The sequence below is a fragment of the Algibacter sp. Ld11 genome (assembly GCF_045066735.1).
GTDB lineage: Bacteria > Bacteroidota > Bacteroidia > Flavobacteriales > Flavobacteriaceae > Algibacter.
The window spans coordinates 469,299-485,143 of the sequence record NZ_JBISHH010000024.1 but is presented as its reverse complement, the minus strand read 5'-3'; the positions used below and the strand labels follow the sequence as shown (position 1 = coordinate 485,143).

The following is a 15,845-nucleotide window of genomic DNA, read 5'->3' as shown; positions in this document are numbered from 1 at the left end:
GCGAGTTTTTTTATACAAATTATTGCCGCCTACGAGGTAAAAGTGGTGGTGGCTCTCCATTAAAAGGGTTTGAGCGATTAATTGTTTTAGCCTCCATACCTGCCGCACTAATTACAGCACGATCACCATAACGCTCGCGCATTTTGTCTATAGCCTCAGTTAAATGTATTTGCTTTTCATTATTTTCAAATAAATTTATTTGATGCCCTCCCTCAACAAGATGACTAAACTTTACACCTATTAAGCGCACCAACAAACGGCGGTTGTAAAGTTTTTTATATAAATCCAAAACTACAGGAATAATACTATCATCCATAGCGCTGTATGGAATGCGCTGCTGCTGCGTATAGGTTTGAAAATCGGAATACCGTATTTTAAACGTAACACAAGCCGTTAATTTATTACCTCGTCGTAATTGATAAGCCAAATTCTCGGCCATAGCAATAATAATACCTTTTAGCTTAGAAATATCGGTGGTATCTTTATTAAATGTACGTTCGGTAGAAATCGATTTTCGTTCTTGATATTGTACTACAGGGCTTAAATCTATTCCGTTTGCTTTTTTCCAAATACTTAAACCATTTTTACCAAGTACCTTATGCATTAAATCCATTGGCATTTCTTGTACCGTTTGGATACGTTTTACACCTAAATCGCAAAGTGCTTTATAAGTAACATCGCCAACCATAGGTATTTTACGAACCGATAATGGTGCTAAAAATGGCTTTTCGGTACCCGATAAAATTTTTATTTCATTATTAGGCTTTGCTTCACCTGTGGCTATTTTAGACACCGTTTTATTAATAGATAAACCAAAAGAAATTGGCAGCCCTGTTTCCTTGATAATGCGTTGCCGTAATTCCGAAGCCAATTTATGGCAACCAAAAAACTTATCCATCCCCGTTAAATCGATATAAAACTCGTCTATCGAAGCTTTTTCGTAAAGCGGCACACTGTCTTTTATAACATCGGTAACATCTCTAGAAAAATTGCTATACACTCCCGCATTACCACGTAAAATAACAGCTTCTGGACATAGTGATTTTGCTAAGCGCATAGGCATAGCAGAGTGAATACCAAATTTTCGAGCTTCATAACTACAAGACGCCACAACACCACGGTCTGATGTACCACCAATAAGTACAGGCTTACCTATTAAACGACTATCAAGTAGGCGCTCGCAAGACACAAAAAATGTATCTAAATCCATATGAACAATAGATCGGTTTTTACTCATGTTTGGGTGATTTATGGACGCAAAGCCATGGTGATAATTCTGCATTAAAATTACCATAAAATAAAATACAAACGTCAATTATTTTACTCCAAAACGAGATCTCGATTCAAATAAAGAGGCAAAATACACTACCTAATTAACTGCTAATAATTTGAATTTTTCAATAATTACTGTAGCTATCAGAAGATTAATTACAGCATAATAATCAAAAATTCATTGTTAATAAATAATTATTGCATGCGTTATATATTTCAAACTTCATCTAAAATAATTTGATTTTATAAATGAATAAAAACGAATCATTAATTAAGCGTCTCCTGAAAGAGTTTAAATATACGTCGGTATTCATCGGACCAGCTAGAAGCTTCAACAAATCCATGACTCTCCAATGGAAAAACAGCTAATTCCCAATTTTCTTTTTTCAGTTCAATTAACCGCTGAGATAAGCGAACCACGTCTTGAAAATGGACATTGGTATCAATCATACCATGAAGTATTAATAAGTTCCCTTTTAAACCTTCAGCAAAATACAAAGGCGAACTTTGTTGATAAGCTTTAGGATCTTCAAAAGGCGTATTTAAAATAGGTGCTGTATAGCCGTGGTTGTAATGTGCCCAATCTGTGACAGAGCGAAGTGCTGCACCACTTTTAAAAGTATCAGACGCATTAAACATAGCCATTAAGGTAATAAACCCACCGTAAGATCCGCCGTAAATACCGAGTCTATCTTTATCGATACCTTGATTTTCAATAAGGTATTTAGCCCCATCTACTTGGTCGTCTAAATCCTGCCCACCCATATGGCGGTAAATTGCGGTTCGCCAATCGCGACCATAACCTTTACTAGCTCTATAATCTATAGCTAAAACCGTGTAACCATTATCTACCAAAATATTATGAAACATATATTCTCTAAAATAGCCCGGCCACCAGCGGTGTACATTTTGTAAATACCCCGCACCATGAACAAATATTACAGCCGCACCATTTTTTTTAGCTTCGGAAGGTTTGTAAAGTGTTGCAGGAACTTTTTCGCCATCGCGAGCAGTGAAGTTTATAATTTCGGAATCTATCCATTTATAAGATTTAAAAGCATCGGTGGTCGATTCGGTTAACTGCGTCATTTTCGCTCCAGCTTTGTTAGGCATCACATATAATTCCCAAGGCTTATTAGTGTAAGAGTAACGAATAGCCAGCTTAGTTTCATCTGGAGAAATGGTTACTTCATGTCCACCTTGGCGCGATGTAATTTGCAACATTTTGCCCCCTTTTGCAGGTAAGTGATAAAAGTGCTGTTCGTGCGGACTCACTTTATTGCTTGTTATAAAAAAGGTTTTATGATCTTTTGATAAGCTAACCTCCTGAATTTCGAATTCTCCTTGAGTTAACGCTTTTATTTTACCAGAATTTATGTTGGCTGTATATAAGTGCGAATGGCCTGTTTTTTCGGACTGAAACCAAATATTGTTTTCATCTATCCAGCCCATTTCGGCACGAGAAAACCAACCGACTCCAGGGCCACCAATCCATGCATCGTCATGTTGTTTATCAATCTCTTTTAAACTTCCATCTTCTAGATTCACCAGCATAATCCAGCGGTCTTTATTATCTTGAGACGTGATATTTACTAAAGTTTTTTCATTTCCAGAAAACACTGGACTACCTATTTCTACACCTCTCGGAGCATCAAAAGTATCTTTATATTCTGATGGATTTTCAGCATATTCTTTTAAATATTTTGGTTTGTCTTTAATACCGCTTAGCTCATCGGTTTTAATTTGATAGGTCTCTCCGGTTTTAATATTTAAAATCCAAGATTCGTAGCTATTTGGGGTAATACCAACTTTAGGCCTGGCATTTAAATTTTCGGTATAGCCACTTTCGGTAACATAACTAGGCACGTTAGTATTTTTATGTTTTTGAGGAATACTTAAGCTATAAATTACAAAGTTTAAATCTGAAGAAATATCAAAATCAACCAAATTTTTATCTTCTAAAAATATAGGTTTAGGATGATTAGAAACCAATTGTTCGTTTCTATAATTTCTAGCGTCAGTTTCGTTTTTACGCTTTTCAAGGATATTAAAATATTGTAATTGATCGTCTTCTAGCCATTGGTCTTTCGCGCTAAGCTTGGGCTCCTCCTTTTCACTCCCCGCTTTAAAATTAGTGAGTTGCGTGATGCTGCCATCGATAATATCCCATTGAAATAAATTATTATCTCGCTTATAAACAATCGATTTTTCATCACCAGAAAACATAGGATTAGACTCTCGATCAATAGTATTTGTGATTTGTTTTTTAGAATAGTTATTGGTATTCATTAAAAATAAATCGCCATCTTTTTGGTAAACCATCCATTGTCCGTTTTTGGAATATTCACCTAAATTTGATTTTTGTTTAAGGTCTTCAAGCGATGATTTACTTATTTTTTTTGATTTAATATCCACTTGATAAGTAGACGGAATAGTATCGTTATCCGGATTCCAATTAAAATAAATAGCTTTACTATTATCTGCCCAACTAACACTTGTTGGTAAATAACCTACAAAATCGTCTCCTTGCATAATTTCGTCGATACTAAGAGCCGAATCGTTATTAACCTGCCCGAAAGTAAATGTTGTAAAAGCAAGACATAAAAGTGCTATAAGTTGTTTCATATTGAAATTTTAAGATTTTGAAGTAGACCAATTGTTATGTTACGAATTTAGCGGTTTTAGATTGAAGAATGAAATACCTTTTTAAAGTAGTTTTAATATTGTTTAATCAATTTGCTTCACAATTACATATCATAGTTTGTTTTTCTGAAAAAACCGTCGTAAAAACTAAATAAAAGGCATTAGCTAAAGGGCTGTTTTTCAGTGTGTTTTTAATGTTAAATATTCTTTAAAGTCAACAATAACGTGAGGTTTTTATGATTTCGGAATCTTATATTTGGAGTTAACATTATTATAAAACCCTTGTTTATATGATTAAAAGAGTTCTCCTTACACCTTTTCAAAAATTTGTAAAAATTGAAAGTTTTAGTGGCATTCTACTCATGTTTGCTACGCTTCTTGCTTTGGTTTGGGCAAATTCTCCTTATGGAGATAGTTATAGAGAACTTTGGCAATATGATTTAGGAATTATAACAGAAACTTTTGAGTTTAAGAAGCCTTTAATTTTATGGATTAACGATGGATTAATGGCTATATTCTTTCTTCTTATTGGGTTAGAAATAAAACGAGAGCTATTAATTGGTGAACTCAATTCTCCAAAAAAAATAGCATTTCCACTGGTGGGGGCTTTAGGCGGGATGTTGGTACCGGTAATTTTCTTTTTAGTTTTAAATCAAAACCCTGAAACAGCTAAAGGCTGGGGTATTCCCATGGCAACAGATATTGCATTTTCATTAGCCATTTTAAACGTGCTTGGTAAACGTGTACCTTTAAGTCTTAAAATATTTTTAACAGCATTTGCTATTGTAGATGATATAGGTGCTGTTTTGGTTATCGCTATTTTTTATAGTGCAAATATTAATATTACATTACTATTGATTGCATTAGCTATGCTTGCTGTTTTATACTTCTTGTCTTACAAAGGTATTTACTCTAAGTTTATAATGTTCTTCTTCGGAATTGTTATTTGGTTTTTATTCCTAAAATCTGGTATTCACCCAACTATCGCTGGTATTTTATTAGCTTTTTCTGTACCAATTAGACAAAAGATTGACACCTCTAAATTTCTTGTAGAACTAGAAAATGTATATAATAATATTAGAACCGCTAGTGTGTTAAAAAAACCCATTCTCTCGCATGAGCAAATTGGGCATATAGATAATTTAAACGATTGGTCTTCTAAATTTCAATCGCCATTACAGCATTTAGAGCATAATTTACACGGCTGGGTAGCCTATTTTATCATTCCTATTTTTGCTTTCGCCAATGCAGGCGTATTAATTTCAGGCTCAGAAAATCTAGATACCGCTTTAGTGATTAACATTATTGTGTGTTTAATTTTAGGGAAAGGCATAGGGATTACCTCTATTGTATTTATTGCTCAAAAATTAAAATGGATAGAAGTCCCTAGTGATATTAGTTTTAAACAAATTATAGGCGTTTCTTTTTTAGCGGGTATCGGTTTTACAATGGCTATATTTATAGCTAGTTTAGCCTTTAATTCTACACCAGAATTTATTGACTCTGCCAAAATAGGCATCCTTATTGCATCTTTTATTTCCGCAATTATTGGGTATCTCATACTTCGTGTAGGATCTAGTAAAGCATCCAAAACTTAGCCTATTCTTCTTTAAAATTTTAAAAAGTCTATTCACTTTTTTTATTTAACAATAAATTAACTTCGTTTAGTTCGGTTTGTTCCGAACTAAAAAATATATTTGCAGAGAATTTTGTGAAAATATATAATTCGTTTTCAGAAAATAGAAACAAAATAATTAAAAATGAAAAATAATATCTGTCAAAAAAAAATGGGCTTAGTTGAGAAACTAGGAGTGCATTTAGAAGCCAGAGAGCAATTAGCCCCAGTTGCTGCACGTATATTGGCGTACATAATTCTTACGGGAAAAAGAGGTGCCACTTTCGAAGATATGGTATCCATTCTTTGTGCTAGTAAAAGCACGATTTCAACCCATCTTAATCATTTACAAGATTTAAATAAAATTGAATATTTCACAAAAACGGGCGATCGTAAAAAGTATTTCATAATCAATAAAAACACCATTATTCAACATGTGGATAGAATGATAAGCCACTGGGACCAAGAGCGCGCTATTCATTTAGAAATTAAAGATTATAAAGAAACTCAAAATGAGATGAAAATTGAAAACAACGACGAGAAGTTCGATTTAACATTTCACAACGATTACGTCAAATTTGTAGATGAAGCTACAGCTTCAGTTAAAGAATTAAGAGATAAATTAATAAACAACCAATTCCATATTTAAAGTTAACAACAATGAAAAAGAATAACTTATACTCCATATTAACGCTAAGTCTTATTTTAGTCGTTTTTAGCTGCGGCAATAAAACCGAACAAGCCGCCGCAACGCAACAAGCTCCCCCTCCCGCTTTTCCTGTAACTGCGATACAGCAAAAAACAGTTACTGGCTACCAAGAATACCCAACAAACATTGAAGGTATTGTAAATAGTGATGTTAGAGCTAAGGTTTCTGGATATATACAAAACGTATTAGTAGATGAAGGTCAAAAAGTACGCAAAGGGCAAGCTTTATTTAGATTAGAAACGCAATCTTTAAGTCAAGATGCGGGTGCAGCAAAAGCACGTGTTAATGTGGCACAAGTTGAAGTTGATAAATTAATTCCTCTTGTAGAGAAAAATATAATTAGTGCGGTACAACTAGAAACTGCAAAAGCTAATTTAGCACAAGCCAAAGCCACTTTAAGTGGAGTTTCGGCTAATATTGGTTATGCCACTATTAAAAGCCCTGTAGACGGTTATGTTGGTGCCATTAACTTTAGAGAAGGTGCATTAATTAGCCCTAGCGACAGCAGCCCATTAACAACGGTTAGTGATATTAGCCAAGTTTATGCCTTTTTTAGTTTTAATGAAGCACAATACATAGACCACTTACAAAGGTTTGAAGGACAAAACAAAGCCGAGCGTATTAAAAACTCTCCAGATGTTAGTTTAGTTTTGGCTAATGGAAAAGTTTATTCTGAAACTGGACGTATTCAAACCAGTACTGGTCAAATTAACGAAAGTACAGGAACCATAAAAATTAGAGCGGCTTTCGATAATCCAAACGAAATTTTAACCAATGGAAACAGTGGTAAAATTAGACTTCCTATAGAATATAAAAATGCTATTATAGTACCACAATCTGCAACGTTTGAACAACAAAAAGACGTTATGGTTTTTACCGTTGATCAAGATAATAAAGTAAAATCTAATATTATAAAAGTACAAGGTAACGTGGGCAACTTATATGTTGTAGAATCTGGACTTAACATAGGCGATAAGCTTATTGTGTCTGGAGTGGGAAAACTTAGAGCAGGAATGCCTATTACTCCTCAAGACACACCTTTCGAGGAGGCTATTGAGCCAGTAGCTGTATTATTTAAAAATTAGAAAACCATAAACTTATTTAGTTATGTTAAAAACATTTATTGAAAGACCCGTTCTTTCAACGGTAATTTCTATTATCATAGTAGTACTTGGTGTTATTAGTATATCGAGTCTACCCATAGAGGAGTATCCAGATATTGCACCACCAACCATTAAAGTAACGGCATCTTATGCTGGAGCAAATGCAGAAACGGTTTTAGAGAGTGTAATTATCCCGATAGAAGAACAAATTAATGGTGTTGAAGGAATGAGTTATATCACTTCTACAGCATCTAACACTGGTACAGCAGAAATTACAGTTTATTTTAATCAGGAAGTCGATGCAGATATTGCAGCGGTTAACGTTCAAAACCGTGTATCGAGAGCAAATGCTTTATTACCTCAAGAGGTATTGCAAACAGGGGTAATAACTCAAAAGCAAGAAACAAGTGCTTTAATGTTTATTTCTATGTATTCTGAAAATGAGAATTATGATGCAACATTTATTCAAAATTATTTAAAAATAAACGTAGTACCCGCCATGCAGCGTATTAGTGGTGTTGGAGATGTTAGTTTATTCTCTCAACAAGATTATGCTATGCGTATTTGGTTGAAACCTGAAAAACTGGCAACCTACGGTTTAATTCCTTCAGATATTACAGCGGCTTTAGCCGAACAAAACTTAGAAGCAGCTGCTGGTTCTTTAGGACAAAATAACGGTGAAGCCTTTTCATATACATTAACTTATAGCGGTCGTTTTAAAAATGAACAACAATATGCAGATATTGTTATTAAAGCTTTAGGAGATGGAGAGTTTCTTCGTCTAAATGATGTAGCAACAATAGAATTAGATGCACAATCGTATGCTGCTAATGCTATGAGCATGGGAAATCCTGCAGTTTTTATGGGTATTTTCCAAACCAAAGGATCGAATGCACGAGAAATTATTGAAAATATTAAAATAACTCTAGAATCGGTTAAAAAAGACCTTCCAGAAGGCTTAGATGTTTTTGTACCTTATGATACGAGTTTATTTCTAAATGCATCTATCGAAAAAGTAATTAGTACGTTATTAGAAGCCTTCTTATTAGTATTCTTAGTAGTGTTTATCTTCTTACAAGATTTTAGATCTACATTAATTCCTGCCATTGCCGTTCCGGTTTCTATTATTGGTACATTCTTTTTCTTGAATGTCTTTGGATACTCAATTAACTTGTTAACGCTATTCGCATTAGTACTCGCCATTGGTATTGTGGTAGATGATGCTATTGTAGTTGTAGAAGCCGTACATGCTAAGTTGGATGAGGGTGAAAAAGACCCTAAAAAAGCGACATTAGTAGCGATGAACGAAATTTCTGGAGCTATTATATCTATTACCTTAGTAATGGCAGCGGTATTTATTCCGGTAACTTTTGTAACAGGGCCTACAGGTGTATTTTACGAGCAATTTGGTGTCACTTTAATTATTGCTATTTTAATTTCTGCAGTAAATGCATTAACGTTAAGTCCAGCATTATGTGCGTTATTATTAAAAGGGCATAAAGATGATGAAGAACTAAAAAGTAAAGGGCCGTTAAAACGTTTTTATACACTTTTTAATCGTGGATTTAATGCTACCATACAAAAATACGGGAATTCACTTCAGTTTTTATACAAGAGAAAATGGATATCTCCTTTATTATTAATTTTAGCTGTTGCCGGTATTTACTGGGCATCTAATACAACACCTACAGGATTTGTACCTAATGAAGATAGAGGTATTATTTTCGCGAATATAGCATTACCAGAGGGATCATCTTTAGATAGAACAGATGCCGTTTCTAGAGATTTATACAGTAAAATAAATGGTATTGATGGTATTGTTGCTGTAAACTTTATTAAAGGTAGAAGTTTAATTAATGGTACTGGTAGTAATTATGGTTTTGGTATTATAAAATTAGCCGATTGGGCCGATCGTGAAGATGTTTCTACTTCCGTACAGGCCATTACAGGTAAGTTATTTGGAGTTGCTGCAGGCATAAAAGATGCAAACATTATTTTCTTCTCACCTCCAAGTATTCGTGGTTTTGGTAACTCAGCCGGTTTCGAGGTCAATTTATTAGATAAATTTGGTGGTGAATTTAAAGACTTAGATAAAGCGAATAAAGATTTCGCCATGGCTTTAATGGCGCATCCAGAAATTAAATACGCACAATCATCTTTTAGTACAAACTATCCACAATACGAAATGGAAGTTAATGTACCGTTAGCAAAAGAAAAAGGCGTACCCGTAAATAGTATCTTTTCAACATTACAAGGTTATATTGGTGGTATTTACGCTTCAGATTTCTCTCGATTCGGAAAACAATTTAGAGTATATATCCAAGCTTTACCAGACGACAGGGCAGATGTAGATGATTTAAACAGTATGTATGTACGTACAGATTCTGGTGAAATGACGCCAATTACACAATTCGTAAAATTAGAGCGTGTGTATGGACCACAATCTGTTACGCGTTTTAACTTATTTAATTCAACATCTATAACTGGTGCAACAAACGATGGTTTTAGTACTGGTGATGCTATTAGAGTTATTGAAGAAGAAGTAGCAAAATTACCAAATAATTATACGGTAGCTTATTCTGGCTTAACTAGAGAAGAAGTAAGTGCGGGTAACCAAACTTTATTCATCTTCGCCTTGAGTATTCTATTTGTGTATTTCTTATTAAGTGCGCAGTATGAAAGCTACTTATTACCATTCGCTGTAATTTTATCTTTACCGTTTGGTGTATTTGGAGCTTATATTAGTACGAAGTTCTTAGGTTTGGAAAACAACATTTACTTCCAAATTTCTTTAATTATGCTTATTGGTCTACTCGCCAAAAATGCCATACTTATTGTGGAAATTGCATTGCAGAAACGACGAAAAGGCGAAAGCATTGTAGAAGCTGCTATCGATGGAGCAAAATCACGTTTACGCCCAATTTTAATGACCTCATTTGCCTTTATACTTGGTTTAATGCCTTTAGTATTAGCAAAAGGTGTAGGGTCTGAAGGAAATAAATCTATAGGAACAGGTGCCGTTGGAGGATTACTTATAGGAACCATTTTAGGAGTCTTCGTTATTCCTATCTTATTTATATTATTCCAGTGGTTACAAGAAAAGTTTTCTAGTAAACCAGAAGTACAAACTATTGAAGAATAAAATTATGAAATCTATTATAAACCATAAAACTGTTACTAAAACCATGCTCTTAGGGGTGGTTTTAGTAACCCTGCAAAGTTGTTTTGTAGCAAAAGAATACGATCGACCAGAATTAATTGCTAACGCAGCGCTATATCGAACCGATAATTTGCCTACCGATAGCATTTCTATGGCCGATGTATCTTGGAAAAACCTTTTTACAGATTCATTTTTAAATGAATATATAACTGAAGGTCTTGAAAACAATATGGATGTCCGTATTGCAATTCAGCAAATGGCAGCAGCCAATGCTTATGCCAAACAAGGAAAAGCAGGCTATTTTCCAACATTAAGCGTTGGACCCAATTATACCCGCCAAGAGTTTTCAGAAAACAGTCAGTTCGGATCAATATTCAGCGGCGGATTAGATACTTATGATGTGACTGCCAATTTATCTTGGGAAGCCGATATTTGGGGAAAAATTAGAAGTAATAAACGTGCTACTCAAGCTGCATATTTACAAAGTGTTTCTGGTCATCAAGCAGTAAAAACACAATTAATTTCGAGTATTGCAAACACGTATTATAACCTGTTAGCTTTAGATGCACAATTAGAAGTAACTAAAGAAACTATTGAAACTAGAAAAAGTGGTGTAGAAACTATAAAAGCACTTAAAGATGCAGGGCAAGTAACTCAAGTTGCTGTAGACCAAAATATAGCGCAGTACAACAGCGCTAGGGCCTTACAAGTAGATTTAGAGATTGCTATTTTTAAGGCTGAAAACACATTAAGTATTTTATTAGGCAGAACAGCTCAGCATTTTGAACGTAGTAGTTTAGATGTCCAAAACACACAGCAAGATATTGCCCTTGGTGTACCAGCAACCTTGCTAAATAATCGTCCAGATGTTATGGCGGCAGAGTATGGTTTAATTAATGCTTTCGAGCTAACCAATGTGGCAAATAGTAACTTTTACCCATCGTTAACCTTAACAGCATCGGGAGGTTTGCAAAGTTTAGAGCTAGATAACTTATTTAATACGAGCTCATTGTTTGCAACCGTAGTTGGCGGATTAACACAGCCGTTATTTAATCAAAGAAAACTTAACACTCAAAAAGAAGTAGCTCTTGCAAATCAAGAAAGTGCTCTATTAAACTTTAAGAAAACACTATTGATTGCTGGAAACGAAGTTTCCAATGCTCTATATACTTATAAAGCTGAAACCGAAAAATTTCAATTTAGAACTAATGAAGTTGAGGCATTACGCACTGCCGAAGCAAACTCGGAAGAATTGCTTAAAAACGGTTATGCCAATTACTTAGATTTGTTAACAGCCCGACAAAGTGCGTTAAACGCGGAACTCAATGTGATAGATAGCAAGCTACAACAATTAGTTTCTATTGTAGATCTATATGAAGCACTTGGTGGTGGATGGAAATAAAATAAAATGATTACTAAAAAAGAATTACTAAGTTGTGCCATTGCTAAGTTTACAAAACAAGGCAGCAAACATGTTTCACTCGATGAAATAGCACAAACTTTAGGTATTTCTAAAAAAACAATTTATACCTTCTTTAAAAACAAAGAAGACTTAGTAACCTCGAGTTTAGAGGGATTACTAAATGAGTATAAAGAAGAAATAAATGGGATTATTGCTTGCAACGGCAACGACCCTGTTTTTTGTGTTGTTTTAATTTACGAAAGAGGGTTTGAGTATTTAAAATACTTTAAGCCCTCTTTTATTTTTGGTTTAGAGAAATACTACCCTAAAGCCTACAAAATATTTCAGGATTTCAGTGAGGAATTAGCCTTTGACACTGTTTTTAACTTACTTAAAAAAGCACAAGATAACAGACAGATTAAACCAGAAGTAAATTTAAGATTAGCAGTAAAAATTTACTTTTTGCGTATTGATAACGTAGCCTTCAAAAAAAACAACCTCTTCGATTTATACGGAAAAGACACGTTATTTAAACATATGGTTATTTATAATTTAAAAGGCATTATTTCCAGCACATATTCTAATCCTTATTTTGAATAGATTTGTATTTTTGCAAAATGAAAGAAGATATTAAAATACCAAAAGTTGAAGACGTTTACGTAGCTATTGTTAACGAATACAACGATATTTATAAAACTCAGGACTGGAATGCATACATTATAAACGATAAAGATGTCGATTTAGAAATGGTATTGATTGTTACTGGTGGTTATTCTGAGAAAAAAACAACATCGGTTTTTAGAAAAAAACTAGACAAACTTCCTAAAAAAAGTTATGCCAAAATAGAATTAATGCACGAAGATTTATTTGCTATTAATAACACCTTTAAAGTCTCTTTTTTCGAAGGCAATAAAATGTTCGACAAAACATATTTATTTCGAGAAAACACCATTAATCTAAAAGCACTTCAACCCCTACCGCTTATGCAAGTAAAAGGAGTTTTAGTAAAATAATTCACTCTTTTTTTTATAGAAATATATTAGCTTTATTTATGCAACTTAAGCTGTATACGCTTTCGCGGAACATCCACTTCTAAAACCTTTACAATAATTTGTTGGTGTAAACTTACGTGTGCATTAACATCTTTCACAAAACTATCTGAAAGGTTAGAAACATGAATTAAGCCACTTTCCTTGATACCAACATCTACAAAACACCCAAAATTGGTAATGTTATTTACAATACCAGGAAGTAATTGGCCTTCGCGTAAATCGTTAATCGTTTTTATATTCTGATTGAAGGTGAACACCTTCGCCTGCTCACGAATATCTAAACCTGGTTTTTCGAGTTCTTTTACAATATCTTCAAGAGTTAGTAAACCCACCGTTTCGGTACAATACGTTTTTAAATTTATAGTTTGAAGAAGTGCTTTATTGCCAATTAATTCGGCTACCGATGTTTTTAAATCTTTTGCCATTTTAGCAACAACTGCATAACTTTCAGGATGCACAGCAGAATCATCCAATGGGTTTTCAGCATCTTTAATTCTTAAAAAGGCAGCGCCTTGTTCAAAGGCTTTTCCGCCTAAGCGTGGCACTTTTTTAATAGTTGCTCTAGATTTAAAAACACCATTTTCATTTCGGTAATTAAAAATATTTTCGGCTAATTTTGGTCCAATTCCCGACACATAACTCAATAAACTTTTACTAGCCGAATTAATATTTACACCTACAGCATTTACACAGTTTTCCACAACAACATCCAGCTCTTTTTGGAGTTTACTCTGGTCTACATCGTGCTGATATTGCCCAACACCAATAGATTTAGCATCGATTTTAACCAACTCTGCCAACGGATCTTGCAGACGGCGCCCAATAGATACAGAACCACGTACTGTAACATCGAAATCCGGAAACTCCTCACGTGCTATTTTGGAAGCCGAATAGATACTTGCCCCTGCTTCACTTACCACAAAAACCTGCACATCATTTTTAAAATGTACTTTACGCACTAACGCCTCGGTTTCTCTCGATGCCGTACCGTTACCAATAGCGATAGCTTCAATTTTATAAGCATCGCAAAGCGAACTTATTTTTTTAATAGCCCCAATGCTATCACTTTTAGGAGGGTGCGGATAAATGGTTTCATTATATTTTAACTGGCCTTGTGCATCTAAACACACCAATTTACATCCCGATCTAAAACCAGGATCTATAGCCAAAACACGTTTTTCACCTAGTGGCGAACCCAATAAAAGCTGCTTTAAGTTTTTTGCAAAAACGGTAATAGCAGCCTCGTCCGCTTTGTCTTTTGCTACTTGCATAGCTTCGTTGCTTAAAGACGGTAATAATAAACGCTTGTAAGCATCTTTAATGGCAAGCTGTATGTTTTCCGCGCAAGCGTTATTACTTTTTATAACGCGGCGTTCTATATTATCGATGGCGCGATCGTTATCTATTTCAATTTTTACACGAATAAAACCTTCTTTTTCGGCACGTAAAATGGCCAATAATCTATGTGAAGGTATTCTACTCAGGTTTTCTTCCCAATCAAAATAATCGCGAAATTTTTGAGCATCCTCATCTTTAGCTTTTGTTTTTACCACTTTCGTGGAAATCATAGCGAAACGTTCTAGCTGGCGACGAATGTTGTTTCTAATGTCAGCACGTTCATTTATCCATTCGGCAATAACATGTCGCGCACCTTCCAAAGCATCTTCAACAGAAGCTACTTCACCTTTTACATATTTGAAGGCTATAGATTCCAGATCGGTAGCATTCTGACTCATTATTATTTTCGCCAAAGGCTCCAAACCATTAAGTCTTGCTTTTTCTGCCTTAGTTTTTCTACTCTTTTTAAAAGGTAAATATATATCTTCAAGCGTTGTTAAATCTTGAGTGTTTTCTATTTTTTGTTTTAACTCGTTGGTTAAAACCTCTTGTTCTTCTAAAGCTTTTAAAATCGCTTTTTTTCGTTTTTCTAAAGCTTCAAATTGTTCCTTAAATTTTACAATATCACCTATTTGTACCTCATCTAAATTTCCGGTACGTTCTTTTCTGTATCTCGAAATAAAAGGAATAGTACAATCTTCATTTAACAATTCTACCGTATTTTTAACAGATTGTTCGGGTAAATTGGTATTCGAAATAATATAGGAAACAAGTAAATTCATAAGCTTAAAAAAATATAAAGGCGAATGTAATAAAGTTCTTTTAAAATGGAGTGACAAGGCCGGCGCTTTTCTTCTAAACTAAAAAGCGAACTCTTGAAAATCGAGAAAAGTATAAAACAAAAAAACCAACCTTTATTAGGTTGGTCTCTTTACTTATAACATAAATTTTGTAGGTAATTTTTAGTCTAAGGCAGGTATACGTAACACTTGTCCCGGATATATTTTATCTGGATCCTTAAGCATAGGCTCATTGGCTTCAAAAATAACTGGGTACTTCATAGCGTTTCCGTAATAATTTTTTGATATTTTTCCTAATGTGTCACCACTAACTACAGTATGGAATTGCGCTGCTGGCTCTACGTTTTCAACCGTCATTTGGTCGTCTACGGTAGCAATACCATTCGAGTTTCCTACTACTAAAATTACTTTTTCTTTAGTAGCCTGATCGTAAGCTGCACCTGTAATGGTAGCGGCATCATCATCAATAAATATATTTAAATTTTCAACTTCCAATTGTAAGTTCGCAACTGTTTCTTCTAAGTTTTTTGCGGCTGCTTCTTCTAATTTAAGCTCCGTTGCTGCCGATTCTTTAGCTGCTTCTGCAGCTTCTTCAGCATCTGTTTTTCCTATTCCAAATACTTTGGCTCCGGCATTTTTAATAAATGAAAATAATCCCATGTTTGGTTCTTTTTTAGCGTTAATTTAGGTTTAAAAGCAATTTAATCAATTATTAAATACCTTCTATAATTAAGACACTAAATCTTGCGTT

11 protein-coding genes are annotated in these 15,845 nt (G+C 34.2%); 7 read left to right on the top strand and 4 right to left on the bottom strand.

The window, feature by feature from the left end; translation table 11 throughout:
• Positions 1–19 precede the first annotated feature (19 nt).
• Together dinB and ACJJV4_RS12420 are read right to left on the bottom strand one after the other, a co-directional pair.
• Positions 20–1,237: a DNA polymerase IV gene (dinB, locus tag ACJJV4_RS12425; protein WP_405294878.1), complete on the bottom strand. Its 1,218-nt coding sequence runs from the start codon at positions 1,235–1,237 to the stop codon at positions 20–22.
• A gap of 302 nt (positions 1,238–1,539) precedes the next feature.
• On the bottom strand, positions 1,540–3,897 hold the full coding sequence (locus tag ACJJV4_RS12420) for a prolyl oligopeptidase family serine peptidase (protein ID WP_405294877.1): 2,358 nt from the start codon (positions 3,895–3,897) through the stop codon (positions 1,540–1,542).
• 308 nt (positions 3,898–4,205) lie between these two features.
• On the opposite strand from ACJJV4_RS12420, the gene nhaA reads away from it, so the two are divergent.
• The 7 genes from nhaA to ACJJV4_RS12385 all read left to right on the top strand — a co-directional run bounded on the left by nhaA (position 4,206) and on the right by ACJJV4_RS12385 (position 12,917).
• Positions 4,206–5,513: a Na+/H+ antiporter NhaA gene (nhaA, locus tag ACJJV4_RS12415; protein ID WP_405294875.1), complete on the top strand. Its 1,308-nt coding sequence runs from the start codon at positions 4,206–4,208 to the stop codon at positions 5,511–5,513.
• Positions 5,514–5,675: 162 nt separating this feature from the next.
• Positions 5,676–6,179 (top strand): GbsR/MarR family transcriptional regulator, encoded by a 504-nt coding sequence (locus ACJJV4_RS12410; protein WP_405294873.1) that lies wholly within the window; start codon positions 5,676–5,678, stop codon positions 6,177–6,179.
• A gap of 11 nt (positions 6,180–6,190) precedes the next feature.
• The gene (locus ACJJV4_RS12405; RefSeq protein ID WP_405294871.1) at positions 6,191–7,324 is read left to right on the top strand and encodes an efflux RND transporter periplasmic adaptor subunit; all 1,134 of its coding nucleotides are present in this window, start codon (positions 6,191–6,193) and stop codon (positions 7,322–7,324) included.
• Positions 7,325–7,346: 22 nt separating this feature from the next.
• Positions 7,347–10,484, top strand: a complete 3,138-nt coding sequence (locus ACJJV4_RS12400) for an efflux RND transporter permease subunit (RefSeq protein ID WP_405294869.1) — start codon at positions 7,347–7,349, stop codon at positions 10,482–10,484.
• Between the two features lie 4 nt (positions 10,485–10,488).
• Entirely contained in the window at positions 10,489–11,904 is a 1,416-nt protein-coding gene (locus tag ACJJV4_RS12395; protein ID WP_405294867.1) for an efflux transporter outer membrane subunit, read from the top strand.
• A 6-nt stretch (positions 11,905–11,910) separates the two neighbouring features.
• The gene (locus tag ACJJV4_RS12390) at positions 11,911–12,504 is read left to right on the top strand and encodes a TetR/AcrR family transcriptional regulator (protein WP_405294865.1); all 594 of its coding nucleotides are present in this window, start codon (positions 11,911–11,913) and stop codon (positions 12,502–12,504) included.
• Positions 12,505–12,521: 17 nt separating this feature from the next.
• On the top strand, positions 12,522–12,917 hold the full coding sequence (locus tag ACJJV4_RS12385; protein WP_405294863.1) for a hypothetical protein: 396 nt from the start codon (positions 12,522–12,524) through the stop codon (positions 12,915–12,917).
• Positions 12,918–12,949: 32 nt separating this feature from the next.
• On the opposite strand, the gene ACJJV4_RS12380 is transcribed toward ACJJV4_RS12385, so the two are convergent.
• Positions 12,950–15,076: a Tex family protein gene (locus ACJJV4_RS12380; RefSeq protein WP_405294861.1), complete on the bottom strand. Its 2,127-nt coding sequence runs from the start codon at positions 15,074–15,076 to the stop codon at positions 12,950–12,952.
• A gap of 180 nt (positions 15,077–15,256) precedes the next feature.
• On the bottom strand, positions 15,257–15,754 hold the full coding sequence (gene lysM, locus ACJJV4_RS12375) for a peptidoglycan-binding protein LysM (protein ID WP_405294859.1): 498 nt from the start codon (positions 15,752–15,754) through the stop codon (positions 15,257–15,259).
• Positions 15,755–15,845 lie beyond the last annotated feature (91 nt).

Excerpts from the sequence above, each read along its gene's own strand:
- dinB (WP_405294878.1), bottom strand. The coding sequence starts at position 1,237 with ATGAGTAAAAACCGATCTATTGTTCATATGGATTTAGATACATTTTTT.
- ACJJV4_RS12420 (WP_405294877.1), bottom strand. The coding sequence starts at position 3,897 with ATGAAACAACTTATAGCACTTTTATGTCTTGCTTTTACAACATTTACT.
- nhaA (WP_405294875.1), top strand. The coding sequence starts at position 4,206 with ATGATTAAAAGAGTTCTCCTTACACCTTTTCAAAAATTTGTAAAAATT.
- ACJJV4_RS12410 (WP_405294873.1), top strand. The coding sequence starts at position 5,676 with ATGAAAAATAATATCTGTCAAAAAAAAATGGGCTTAGTTGAGAAACTA.
- ACJJV4_RS12405 (WP_405294871.1), top strand. The coding sequence starts at position 6,191 with ATGAAAAAGAATAACTTATACTCCATATTAACGCTAAGTCTTATTTTA.
- ACJJV4_RS12400 (WP_405294869.1), top strand. The coding sequence starts at position 7,347 with ATGTTAAAAACATTTATTGAAAGACCCGTTCTTTCAACGGTAATTTCT.
- ACJJV4_RS12395 (WP_405294867.1), top strand. The coding sequence starts at position 10,489 with ATGAAATCTATTATAAACCATAAAACTGTTACTAAAACCATGCTCTTA.
- ACJJV4_RS12390 (WP_405294865.1), top strand. The coding sequence starts at position 11,911 with ATGATTACTAAAAAAGAATTACTAAGTTGTGCCATTGCTAAGTTTACA.
- ACJJV4_RS12385 (WP_405294863.1), top strand. The coding sequence starts at position 12,522 with ATGAAAGAAGATATTAAAATACCAAAAGTTGAAGACGTTTACGTAGCT.
- ACJJV4_RS12380 (WP_405294861.1), bottom strand. The coding sequence starts at position 15,076 with ATGAATTTACTTGTTTCCTATATTATTTCGAATACCAATTTACCCGAA.
- lysM (WP_405294859.1), bottom strand. The coding sequence starts at position 15,754 with ATGGGATTATTTTCATTTATTAAAAATGCCGGAGCCAAAGTATTTGGA.